The sequence below is a fragment of the Pseudoalteromonas sp. SR45-4 genome, from assembly GCF_014163535.1.
Taxonomy (GTDB): domain Bacteria; phylum Pseudomonadota; class Gammaproteobacteria; order Enterobacterales; family Alteromonadaceae; genus Pseudoalteromonas; species Pseudoalteromonas nigrifaciens.
The window spans coordinates 48999-59811 of the sequence record NZ_JACJDO010000013.1 but is presented as its reverse complement, the minus strand read 5'-3'; the positions used below and the strand labels follow the sequence as shown (position 1 = coordinate 59811).

The 10813-nt window shown below is 39.6% G+C and carries 10 protein-coding genes; 6 read left to right on the top strand and 4 right to left on the bottom strand.

Annotated features, from left to right (window positions below):
- Positions 1 to 316: 316 nt before the first annotated feature.
- Positions 317 to 985, bottom strand: a complete 669-nt coding sequence (gene yihA, locus H5058_RS07810; protein WP_058374289.1) for a ribosome biogenesis GTP-binding protein YihA/YsxC — start codon at positions 983 to 985, stop codon at positions 317 to 319.
- Between the two features lie 267 nt (positions 986 to 1252).
- Here yihA and H5058_RS07805 point away from each other — a divergent pair, with 267 nt between their 5' ends.
- From H5058_RS07805 to H5058_RS07795, 3 genes are all read left to right on the top strand, one after another.
- Positions 1253 to 1885, top strand: a complete 633-nt coding sequence (locus H5058_RS07805) for a cytochrome c (protein WP_011329395.1) — start codon at positions 1253 to 1255, stop codon at positions 1883 to 1885.
- Between the two features lie 754 nt (positions 1886 to 2639).
- Positions 2640 to 3224, top strand: a complete 585-nt coding sequence (yihI, locus tag H5058_RS07800; RefSeq protein ID WP_011329394.1) for a Der GTPase-activating protein YihI — start codon at positions 2640 to 2642, stop codon at positions 3222 to 3224.
- Positions 3225 to 3237: 13 nt separating this feature from the next.
- Entirely contained in the window at positions 3238 to 3753 is a 516-nt protein-coding gene (locus H5058_RS07795; RefSeq protein ID WP_011329393.1) for a DUF2489 domain-containing protein, read from the top strand.
- An 87-nt stretch (positions 3754 to 3840) separates the two neighbouring features.
- On the opposite strand, the gene hemN is transcribed toward H5058_RS07795, so the two are convergent.
- Together hemN and yjgA are read right to left on the bottom strand one after the other, a co-directional pair.
- Positions 3841 to 5214, bottom strand: a complete 1374-nt coding sequence (gene hemN, locus H5058_RS07790; RefSeq protein ID WP_011329392.1) for an oxygen-independent coproporphyrinogen III oxidase — start codon at positions 5212 to 5214, stop codon at positions 3841 to 3843.
- 118 nt (positions 5215 to 5332) lie between these two features.
- Positions 5333 to 5866, bottom strand: coding sequence for a ribosome biogenesis factor YjgA (gene yjgA, locus H5058_RS07785; RefSeq protein WP_011329391.1), 534 nt, complete (start codon positions 5864 to 5866; stop codon positions 5333 to 5335).
- A gap of 145 nt (positions 5867 to 6011) precedes the next feature.
- On the opposite strand from yjgA, the gene pmbA reads away from it, so the two are divergent.
- The 3 genes from pmbA to H5058_RS07770 all read left to right on the top strand — a co-directional run bounded on the left by pmbA (position 6012) and on the right by H5058_RS07770 (position 10261).
- The gene (gene pmbA / locus H5058_RS07780; RefSeq protein ID WP_089368821.1) at positions 6012 to 7361 is read left to right on the top strand and encodes a metalloprotease PmbA; all 1350 of its coding nucleotides are present in this window, start codon (positions 6012 to 6014) and stop codon (positions 7359 to 7361) included.
- A gap of 80 nt (positions 7362 to 7441) precedes the next feature.
- On the top strand, positions 7442 to 7921 hold the full coding sequence (locus H5058_RS07775) for a DUF721 domain-containing protein (protein WP_011329389.1): 480 nt from the start codon (positions 7442 to 7444) through the stop codon (positions 7919 to 7921).
- Positions 7922 to 8188: 267 nt separating this feature from the next.
- Complete coding sequence (locus H5058_RS07770) at positions 8189 to 10261, top strand: M13 family metallopeptidase (RefSeq protein ID WP_089368820.1); 2073 nt, start codon at positions 8189 to 8191, stop codon at positions 10259 to 10261.
- Between the two features lie 151 nt (positions 10262 to 10412).
- Here H5058_RS07770 and mutT read toward each other — a convergent pair whose 3' ends face one another.
- On the bottom strand, positions 10413 to 10811 hold the full coding sequence (gene mutT / locus H5058_RS07765; protein ID WP_011329387.1) for an 8-oxo-dGTP diphosphatase MutT: 399 nt from the start codon (positions 10809 to 10811) through the stop codon (positions 10413 to 10415).
- Positions 10812 to 10813 lie beyond the last annotated feature (2 nt).

Sequence of the window (10813 nt, the reverse complement as noted above, 5' to 3'; positions counted from 1 at the left end):
GTTTTATTTATCCTAAACTCGAGTAATAGCGGATAATAATGGCTTAGGTTTGTAATGCGTGCGTGGCAAGAAGTGTATGCTATTAATGCAATGGGCTAAAATAGCCAATACTGATAAACAGGGTTATTTTATAACGTCTGCCGGGGAGTCGTTTTATTTATCCTAAACTCGGGTAATAGCGGATAATAACGGCTTAAGGTTTGCAATGTGCGCGTGGCAAGAAGTGTATGCTATTAATGCAATAGGCTGAAATAGCCGAGACAGATAAGCTCGGCTATTTATCGAATGTGTAAGCTTTTAAGCCTTGCAGAATAAATTAGCTTGCTGGGTTAGTGTCATCGTTAAGTATTTTTTCAGCAGGTGGTACCGCTACAACAGGGCCTAAAAACCATTCATCAAGTTTTTTGGCAACGTCTGGCAAGCCAGTACCTTTTAGTGATGAAAATGCATGTACCGTAATATCACCATCAAGGGCGCTTAATTCACGGCGAACTTTAAGTACTTGTGATTGACGCGGACCTTGTTTAAATTTGTCTGCTTTAGTTAATAGCGCTAAAACAGGAATTTCACTGCTAATAGCCCAATTAATTAAATCACGGTCTAAATCTTTTAATGGATGACGAATATCCATTAAAATTACAATACCTTTTAAACTCTGACGCTTTTGTAAATATTCGCCTAGCGACTTCTGCCATTTCTTTTTCATTTCAATTGGCACTTTAGCAAAGCCATAGCCTGGTAAATCGATAAGGCGCATGTCATCAACATCAGCAAGTTCAAAGGTATTTATTAGCTGAGTACGTCCAGGAGTTTTACTGGTACGCGCTAATTTTTGGTCGGTAAGTGCATTAAGAGCACTTGATTTACCTGCATTGGAGCGACCGGCAAACGCAACTTCAATTCCCGTATCAGCAGGTAATTTAGTAATGTCTGGAGCGCTTGTAACGAAAGACGCGGTATTATATTTGATACGAGATTTGAGCACGGGCTCTCCTAAAACTTAAAAATGATCACATTGAGCTAAATTCGCTCATGGGGCGTATTTTATACTATAAAGGAGTTATTAAAAAGCTGTTAAACCACCATATACAGCACATTTAAACCAAGTTAAAGCTTAACCTAAGGCAAAACCCTATAAATTATAAGTTTAATATGAGTAGAAAACGTGCCAGAGAATTTATTATCGTGTAGAATATAAAAATCACAACATCCATATTGTAGATGATACAGGGTCGGAAACAGAGAATTCACCATGAAAAAAATAGCACTATCTTTAACTATATTGCTTGGTGCGTTGTCAGCAAGCAACGCAACAGCATTTGAAGGCGATGTAAACGCAGGTAAAGAAAAATCAGTAACGTGTGCGGCTTGTCACGGCCCAGACGGTAATGCACCGATTAATATCTATCCTAAGCTTGCGGGTCAACATGCCGATTATATTTATAAGCAACTTCAAGACTTAAAACTAGGTATGACCTCAGGTGGCAAAAAAGGTCGTATGGATCCGGTTATGAGCGCAATGGCTATGCCATTAAGCGAACAGGATATGAAAGATTTGTCGGCTTATTTTGCATCACTAAACATGAGCGAAGAAGCTACGCCTAAAGACGTAGTTGAAACCGGTAAAATACTTTACAAAGCAGGTGATGCAGATCGTGGTATTCCAGGATGTGCTGCATGTCATGGCCCTCGTGGTAATGGCTCGTCACTTGCAAAATTTCCAAAAGTTTCTTTTCAGCATCCAGGTTACGTTAAAGCGCAACTTGAAAAATTTCGTGATGGCACACGCCAAAATGATTTAAATGGTGTGATGCAAGATATTGCAAAGAAATTAACAGATAAAGACATTGAAGTACTTTCGCAGTACTTAGGTGGCTTACACTAAAGTTGTATTTATTTATTTAATTATTATTAATGTAATAAACTACAATATGTACAAAAAAGCAGCTTAGGCTGCTTTTTTTGTGCTTAAAATTACTTTTATAGTCTTTATTCATGTAAGACATTGACCATGCATAGCTGTGAGATAAGTCTTATTTTAAAAACCATTAAATTGTTAACTTGATGTAATGTAATGGTTTTTGTGTTTTTTGTTATAATCCTTTTAATAAAAGATATATAAATTAGTTGTAACAAAATTATTAACAGGTACATTAACCCCTGTCGCAAAAAACAATAACAAAATGGAATAAGCTATAAGGACAGTAGCGCGACACGACTACATAGCACAAATTGGTGCTAGCAAAGGAAATAACAAAAAAGCGTTAGGAAGACCGAAAATAATAAAAACTCATGGAAGTTTAATAATAAAAACAAAATGGAATGCTACACGGAAGGTAAAAATAATAATAATAGGGATAGGTAAAAATAATAACAATAATAAAGACTAAAAAGTCGAAGGGAGAAGTGTCCAGATAATGGCGCTCAGATTAGTAGGCGGTAGAGATGTTTTCTCTACCGCCTTTTTATTTGTCCTGTTACAATAGCCACCGTTTAAAAACGAGCAGTAAGCTGTTTTAAGCGCTAAATAGAGAAACCCAGCCTCTAAAGCGCAAACTGAATTCTTCTGGCTAGGCCAGCATTGCGATGCCCATTGATTTGCGCCTCGCCCAAAACCTCTTAAGTGAGATGATCAAGATATGAGTAGAACTAAAAAGTCACGCAAAAGCCCAGCAAATGGACCAGTACGTTTAAGCCAAGATAAGCTTAAAGAAATGCGTGCATTAAAAGAGCAACGTGTTAAAAAAACCAAAGGTGCTAAGCCTGGATCTCGTAATACCCCTGAGCTATTAAATGATGATAGCCAAAAAAGTAACACGGGAACTAAAGATAAACGCATTGGCAGTAAAAAACCTGTGCCATTAATAGCTGTTGCAGCTGCACCTAAAGTAGAAATAAAACGTAACTTAAAGCCAACTGTTGAGCTTAAAAAGTCAGCAGAGCCAGAGTTTACGCCTGAGCAAGAGCTAGAAGCACTTGAAAATGATGAGCGCTTACTTAAATTAGTAGAGCGTCATGAAAATGGCGAAATGCTAACGGGTAAAGATGCTAAGTACTTTAATAGTCGTATTGCTCGTCATCAAGCATTGTGTAAATTGCTTGGTATCGAGGATGAAGATGAAGAAGAGTTTGAAGATGACTTTAGCGAAGAAAGTAATTCAGACTTCGATCAGTATTTATCGAACGATCTTGCTAACGAATGGTTAGACGAAGAAGACAAGTAATAAGGGTTATTAAATGAGTACAGCGGTGATCTTAGCCTTATTTGTAGGTGCTGCTATTATAGTGGGCTTAGCATTTTATGCGGGTCAGTTGCTTTATAAGTTAAGCGCGCAAAAAAAACTGATTGTTAAAAAGCAGGCTGAGCAACAGCAAAAGCTTAAGCAGTCGCGTTTAAAGCGTAACGCCAAATTAGCCGACAGCATTCATTTAATCGCGCGTGCAATGCATGAACAGCAGTGTGAGTTTTCAGAAGGCTGTTTACGTATTTGGGTACTTATGTCGCAATATGGTTTTGAAGACGAGCAAGATTTAACGACAAAATACTCGGGCATTTATAAAATGTACCAAGTAGTTAAAGAAATGCCGACTCATGATGCGCGTAAAAAATATACCAAAAAAGAAATATTTAAGTTAGATACAGCTCGCTGGCGTGCCGAAGAGACACATAAAGATGAGATTATAGCTGACTGTGCTAAAATTATTATTGAGTTTAAAGCCGCCCCTGGCAGCGAAAACGTGGTATTTAATTAATCAGCGTTTAAATAATTTAAAGCACAAAATACAAAAGCAGACCTCAGGTCTGCTTTTTCGTTTTAAATTTACTACTCGGGCTGAGGGTTAAATAACCCGAGAAAAACGCGTTGCATTTAGCTGTTTTTGTAAGTGAGCGTCAAAGCACATACAAATAATACGAATAAATAAATTACCTCTAGCAGTGACACTAATCATATTATTTTCAATAGTGACCATCCCATCAGCAATTAAAGGCTCAATTGCCGTTAGTGCATCAGCAAAGTAGTGGTTAAAGTTAAGTGCATGTTTGGCACTAAATGCCTCCATATCTAACTCAAACTGGCATATAAGCTGTTTAATTGCATCAGCGCGTATTACATCATCGGCACTTAAGTGCATGCCTTTGGTGATGGCACAGCCGCTTTGCGTTTCTACACTATGATAATAATGCTTTAACTCTTTTTGATTTTGTAAAATGGCAGTGCCAATTTGTGATATAGATGAAACCCCTAAACCTAATAAATCGCAGTTTCCGTGGGTAGTATACCCTTGAAAGTTACGGTGTAATTGCCCCGCATTTTGTGCCACAGCGAGTTCGTTATTAACTTTAGCAAAATGGTCCATACCAATAAATTGATAACCGGCTTGAGTCATTTGCTCTAAGGTGTTTTTAAACATAGTTAGCTTGTTGTGTGCACTGGGTAAGTCGGCATCTTTAATTTTACGTTGTGCTGCAAAACGCTCTGGAAGGTGAGCGTAATTAAATACCGAAACACGATCAGGGCTAAGCTCAAGCAACTGCTCTATGGTTTGTTTAAAGCTTTGTGGCGTTTGCAATGGGAGGCCGTAAATCATGTCGGCATTAATCGATTTAAACCCTAATTCACGGGCTTGGGTGATTAACTGCTTTACTGTATCGGCATTTTGCGGACGGTTTACTGCTAGCTGCACTTCATCATTAAAGTCTTGAATACCAAATGATACGCGGTTAAAACCTAAGTTACTTAAATCAACCAACATGTTATCGGCAAGCGATCGAGGGTCAATTTCAATACCACGCTCAGTGGCGTCGGTAAAATTAAAGTGCAGCTCCAAAAGTTTAACTAAACGGCTCATTTGCTGCGTAGTTAAAAAGGTAGGTGTACCACCGCCTAAATGTAGTTGCTCTAGGGTGTAGTCTTTAAATAGAGGCGCTTGGGCTGCAATTTCTATGGCTAAAAAATCAAGGTAGGTGTCGGCTTTTGACTGATGGCGAGTAATAATTTTATTGCAGCCACAGTAATAACAAAGCTGACTACAAAACGGAATATGTATATATAAAGACAATGCACGGCTGTTTGATGACTCAATCGCACTGAGTAAGTCTTGCTGTTGATAGCCCTCAGTTAGCGACAGTGCCGTGGGGTACGATGTATAACGTGGGCCAGACACATTATATTTATTTATTAGGGTTTGATCCCATTTTGGAAGTTTAATCATCACGCGCACCTTGGTATATTATTTAGGTGCTGATTATAAAAAAATGTTTAGCAGGGCGGGTTGATCTACAACAAAAAAAGGTGCCGTAGCACCTTTTTAAAGTATATTTTTTAATCTGTTAGTAAGTAACTTGATGGGCATCTTTCAAATATTGAAATAGCTCTTTGTAACCTCTACCAGGTTTTTCATCTTTCGCTTCTTTAGCTGCATTACGAACTAGCTGGCGCATTTGTTGACGATCAAGCGATGGGAACTGCTCTATAGTCTCATTGATTAGGTCATCACCTTGTTCAATTAGGTCTGCACGTAATTGCTCAATTTTTTTGACCAACACTTCAGCTTGGTTATTTTTATTAAGCATAACATCGATAATTGATCTTATAGCATCGATGTTCTCTACGGTGCGCAGTGTTTTAGCTATGTAGTTTAAATGACGACGATAAGCATCGCTTTTATTGCTAATTTTATCGGCAACAACCATTGCGGCTTTTAAATCATCATTTAATGGCAAGCGCTCACGCTGCTTTTTACCCATTTTGGCAATTTCAGTCCCTAACTGATGAAATTCTTGTGCTTCACGCTTCAGTTCGGTTTTTGAGACATATTCAATTTCTTCTTCAATATCAGCAGGCTTGCTTTTTTTCTTCGCCATGGGGTGCTCTTAAATAAAAATAACTTCTGCCATTATACATGATTATCATACAGAGGAATATTAGCTGATGTGATGCATTGAGTGTGTTAGCATTTAAATATAAAAAATGTGTGCAACATTGCCTTCAAGGCTCAGGACTTAATTTATGAAAAGCCAACAACACGATCCAATTTATTCTCAAATATCTCAAGTAAAAGATGCGGTAGCAGCAGTGCTCGAGCATGCGAAAAAACTCGGTGCCACAGCGGCAGAAGCGGCTATGTCTAGCACTTCAGGGCTGTCGGTTAGCACTCGCATGGGCGAAGTAGAAACCATTGAGTTTAACCAAGATGGCGGTTTAGGCATTAGTGTGTATGTAGGTAATAATAAAGGCTCTGCGTCTACCGCAGATTTAAGCCCTAAAACGCTACGCACTGTGGTTGAAAAAGCCATTGATATTGCAAAATTCACCTCAGACGACCCTTTTAACGGTGTTGCAGATAAAGAGCTACTTGAGTTTTCACCCAAAGATCTCGATTTATACCATCCATGGGATGTAAGCCCAGAGCAAGGTATTGAGTTTTGTCATGCTGCAGAGCAAGCAGCGTTAAATGCGGATGAGCGCATTGTTAACTCAGACGGCGCAAGTTTTTCATCGCACCAAGGTTTGCGTGTTTATGGCAATAGCCATGGTTTAATTGCTGGTTTTCCGCGTACTCGCCACAGCATAAGTACTATGGTAATTGGTAAAGATGGCGAGCAAATGCAACGCGACTCTGCTTACACCGTAGCACGCGATCAAGCTGGTTTAAATGATGCCGCAGCAGTGGGGCTTGAAGCTGCAGCCGAAACTTTAGCTAAATTAAATAGCCAAAAATTAGGCACCATGAAAGTACCGGTAATATTTAGAGCTGACATTGCTAATTCATTATTTGGCCATTTAGTGTCGGCCATTGGTGGTGGTGCGCTGTATCGTAAATCGAGTTTTTTACTCGATAGCCTAGGTACACAAGTATTTAGCAATTGCGTAAATATTGCCGAGCGTCCGCATATACTCAAAGGGCTCGCATCGTCGCCGTTTGACAGCGAAGGTGTTAAAACCTTTGATAGAGAAATCATTCAAGGTGGCGAGTTACAAACTTACCTACTTGCAAGCTATGCTGCGCGTAAAATGAATATGACACCAACAGGGCACGCTGGCGGTATACATAACTGGTTAGTTGAGCAAACACATAGCGATTTAACCGCGCTACTTAAAACCATGGGTACAGGCTTATTAGTAACAGAGCTAATGGGGCAGGGCGTAAATACAGTAACTGGTGATTACTCGCGTGGTGCGGCTGGTTTTTGGGTAGAAAATGGCGAAATCCAATATCCAGTAAGCGAAATTACCATTGCCGGTAACTTAAAAGATATGTTTAAAGGAATATCAGCTATTGGTGGCGACATAGAGCGCCGTGGTGGCATTCAAACTGGCTCTGTGTTAATTGAACAAATGCAAATAGCGGGCGCTTAGTCACTGCGCTCAGTGTATACTCAAGTCGAGGGTTATTTCGATTTGAGTAACCGCATTATTGAGTTTTTACGAGGTGTTAAATGGCTAAAGACAGGTATGCGCCAAAACCATTAACTGACATTATGGCAGGACTGAATAACCGCTTGTCGGCTTATGCAGGTAAAAGCCAAGCACTCGATACCCAGCAAACCTTACTTAAAGACTTTTTAGGCCCCAAACTGGGTGATAAATGCCGCGTGAGTAACTACCGCGATGGTACTTTAATGATCGAAGCGGTATCTGCGCCTATTGCGCTTAGACTAAATTACTTAAAAATGGATATGCTCTCGCATTTTAGAGCCGCGGGCATGGCTGAGCTTGGGCAAATAAAAATTACCGCTAATCCACAAGCAACACAACGCTTGGGCGCAGTAAGTAAAACCATTAATACCCCAATAACTAATTCTCGTAAAATGAGCGAACAAACAGCCGATTATTTAAATGCCATAGCCGCCTCAGCCCCCCCTTCGCTAAAAGAAAAGTTAGAGCGTTTAGCGCTGCACGCAAAGCGTAAAACCTAGCTGCTAATAACTCGTTTATAAGCTCACATAGTTATTGATAGCACTATGTGGGTCACTCATCGCATTAAAATACTTTGTTACATATTCAATTTTATTGTTACCCCAATGGGGTTTATGATAGCTACTTAATACGCCTATTAACTAGGTTGCAGTTAATGCTTATTTCATTAAGTAAAAGTACATAAAATGTCATTACGCAGCTTTATGCTGCTGGTATTTGAATATTAATGAAATAGGTATTTATTTTAACTAACAAACGGAATCCTTATGATTAAAATAACAATGACCGCCGCAGGTATTGCGCTGGCACTTGGGTTGGTTGGTTGTGGTGAACAACAAGAAATTAAAGTAAACGAAACTCCCGCGGTTAGCGCTCCAGTTCCAGCTCCTTTTACCTTGGGTATTGAGCTGGAAAATATGGATAAATCGGTACGCGCTCAAGATGACTTTTATTACCATGTAAATGGTCAATGGCTAGCTAAAACCGAAATTCCTGGCGATAAATCTAACTATGGTTCGTTTTCGCAATTATATGACGAGTCGCAAAAGGCGATGAAAACAGTACTTGAAAGTGCGGCAGCAAATAGCAATGTTGAAAAAGGCAGTGATGAAGCAAAGTTGGCGGCATTTTATAATAGCTACATGGCAGAAGAAGCGCGCGAAGAACTTGGCATCCAGCCACTTGAGCCATCATTGGCAAGCATTGACGCCGTTAAAGGTAAAAAAGATTTAGTTACTTTAATGGCGCAATTACAGATTAAAGGCGGCGACTTGCCATTTGGTTGGTATGTAAATAATGACGCTAAAAACTCCAGCGAAAATGCATTGTATGCGTATCAAGCTGGGTTAGGTTTACCCGATCGTGATTATTATTTAAAAGATGATGAAAAGTTCACTAAAATTCGTGCTTCTTATCAAGCTTACATTGCTAAAATATTAGCCAAGTCAGGGGTTGAAAATACAGAGGCTGTGGCTAAAAATGTATTAGCGCTGGAAAAAAATCTTGCTGAGGTGCAGTGGAGTCGAGTAGAGAGCCGTGATGCAACCAAGTCTTATAATAAAATGAGCCTTGCACAAGCAAATAAACTGATGGGTGACTTTGATCTTGCTAGTTACTTTAAAGCGATAGGCATAAACACCGAAGAGTTAATTATTAGCCAGCCGAGCTACTTTGAAAAATTTGCGACTATTTATAAAAACACCGATTTAGTAACATGGCAAAATTACCTTAAGTTTCACTTTGTAAGTAACTACGCGCAGTTACTCGATAAAGAGTTAGTGGACCTTAAGTTTAACTTTTACAGTACAACTTTACGTGGTGTAGAAGAACAAGCGCCACTTTGGAAGCAAGCGGTTGATGCTTCAAACAGTGTGCTAGGTGAGATTTTAGGTAAAGTGTACGTTAAAGAGAACTTTCCACCAGAAGCGAAAGCGCGTATGGAAGAGTTGGTTGATAACGTAATTAAAGGCTACGGTGTTGCGATTGAAAATTTAGAGTGGATGAGCCCGGAAACTAAAATTGCCGCTCAACAAAAGCTAGACAAGTTTACACCTAAAATTGGCTACCCAGATAAGTGGAAAGACTACTCAGCACTAGAGATTAACCCTGATGAATTAGTCGGTAACTACATTCGTTATAGCGAATGGGCTTACAGCGATATGATTGCCAAATTGGGTAAACCAGTAGACCGCTCAGAGTGGCACATGACACCACAAACTGTGAATGCATACTACAACCCAGTAAATAACGAAATTGTGTTTCCAGCAGCTATTTTACAGCCGCCATTTTTTAACTTAGAAGCAGATGATGCAGTAAATTACGGTGCTATTGGCGCGGTAATTGGTCATGAGTTAGGCCATGGTTTTGACGACCAAGGTGCTAAATACGACGGCGACGGTAATTTACGTAACTGGTGGAGCGAGTCAGACCTTAAACAGTTTGAACAGCGAACCGCGGCTTTAGTTGCTCAGTATAATGAATACAAACCTTTTACTGATGCTGGCGTAAATGGTGAATTGACGTTAGGCGAAAATATTGGCGATTTAGGCGGCCTTACGGTTGCACATAAAGCGTATATGCTATCTTTAGGTAACTCTAAGGCTCCAGTGATTGATGGCTACACTGGCGATCAGCGCTTCTTTATGGGCTGGTCACAAATTTGGCGTCGTAAGTATCGTGATGAAGCGCTGCGTAACCGCTTAATGACCGACCCGCATTCGCCTAGTCATTACCGCGTAATTGGTATTTTATCGAATATGCCTGAGTTTTATAAAGCATTTGACGTTAAAGAAGGCGACAAAATGTATATTAAACCAGAGGACCGCGTAAAAATTTGGTAATTTAATTACCTAACTAGAAAGTACCTAACTAGAAAGTATCTAACTAAAAAGGCCAGCAAGTGTTAACTTGCTGGCCTTTTTGTAGCTGCCTAATAATGGCGGTTTATTGTTATTATTATTTTACTAAAAGAGTATAGCCAAATATTAAGCGTTAAATATATTTCGCTTTTATAGCGCTAATAATATCGACGTTAGCTGCTGGAAACTCGTAGTTATCTAGCTCGTCAATACTTACCCAAGCATTATCTTGCCCTTCTGCGCCATGTGCTTCACCACTAAAGTTACTCACCACATGTACGTTCAGCTTTACCGTTTTATCATCGTAATCGTGTTTTATTGTTAGCAACTCACTGGAACTAAAAATAGTGATGCCAATCTCTTCTTGAAGTTCACGCTTAAGTGCTCTAAATACACTTTCACCGGCCTCAATTTTACCACCAGGAAACTCCCACAAACCTCCTTGATGTTGATCATTTGCCCGCTTGCAAATAAACAGAGCGTTATTTTTTTTAATTACGCCAACAGCCACATTTACAATTATACTAGTCATTT